Genomic DNA, 1064 nt, shown 5'->3' with positions numbered 1-1064 from the left:
CTTAAATTTAAAAGTGGACGATACTAAAAAATATACCACTTATCTTTTAGAGGGAAGCGAGCAAACCAAAAAAATTAGAGATAGAAGTTTAAAAAATGATAAATTTTTAAAAGAAAATCTCAAAGGACGGATAGAAAAAAATACCATTGGTTATTCCGTTGAGGAAGTCGTGAAACTTTGGAAAGACAAAGAAAGCATTCAAGAAAAAGGACAAGAAAAAGAAATTTCAATTTTGGTAGAAGATTGGCAAATTGAGAAAGAAACTGAAAATTTTTTATACGTAACGATTGATACTGCTTTAGATAAAGAAGCGACAATAAAGATACCTGCACGCTGTGTCGATAAATTAGAAAATGGCGATTATCAAGTCTTTATCAAAAATAAAGACCGATTTTCTTATCTTGATAAGAAAAGTCCGGCAAACAATAAAATCATGTATGGAACAACTGTTGCTAAAAATCTACAACGACAAAGTGGAAATGTCCCTCTTTATTCTGACAATGCCAATATCAAACTCAAACAAGTCTTTCATGAGTTCGATTTCTTGATTAGTCAAGGACTTGGTTTTGATAGAAGTTTTGAAACCATAGGAAAGGACTTAAAAGCCACCTATCAAGAAACAGAAAAGCAATTAGATAAATTAAATACAAAGATTATAGAGTATGTCGAACAAAACAAAAGTTTAGATTATGTAGATACCACTATCAGAGATACAATAAAAAATCTAAAACTTGAACGTGATGATTTAAGAGATACTTTATATAAAGTCGATAAAAACATTCAATACTATCAAAAATCAGAACAGCGATTAGAAGCCTATCAAAAAAATCAAAGTCCAAAACATAAAGCACGTGATGATGATTTTGAAATTTAGTCCGTTGAAAATTCTGATGAGTAAACAATAAAACAAGTCGGATCTGAAATTTTTGGGCTTTAAAATTTAAGAGCGGACTTTTTTATTTGAGATTTGAAAAAACTCTATTTTTTACTTTGTAAAAAATAATGCTCCTGTCGTTGAGCAAACCAACGAAAAAGCACTAAAGAAATTGAAAAATGAATTTTTC

General features: G+C 29.6%; 1 protein-coding gene. It reads left to right on the top strand.

Translation table 11 applies throughout. The annotated features are described in order from the left end of the window. A partial coding sequence (locus tag ABT053_RS43405) for a hypothetical protein (protein ID WP_350978049.1) occupies nucleotides 1-874 on the top strand: 874 nt, incomplete at its 5' end. Nucleotides 875-1064 lie beyond the last annotated feature (190 nt).

It is taken from the genome of Streptosporangium sp. NPDC002524 (assembly GCF_040295985.1).
Classification (GTDB): Bacteria; Actinomycetota; Actinomycetes; order Streptosporangiales; family Streptosporangiaceae; genus Streptosporangium.
Note: the sequence above shows the minus strand (reverse complement) of the source record. Positions and strands in the feature narration are given on the sequence as shown.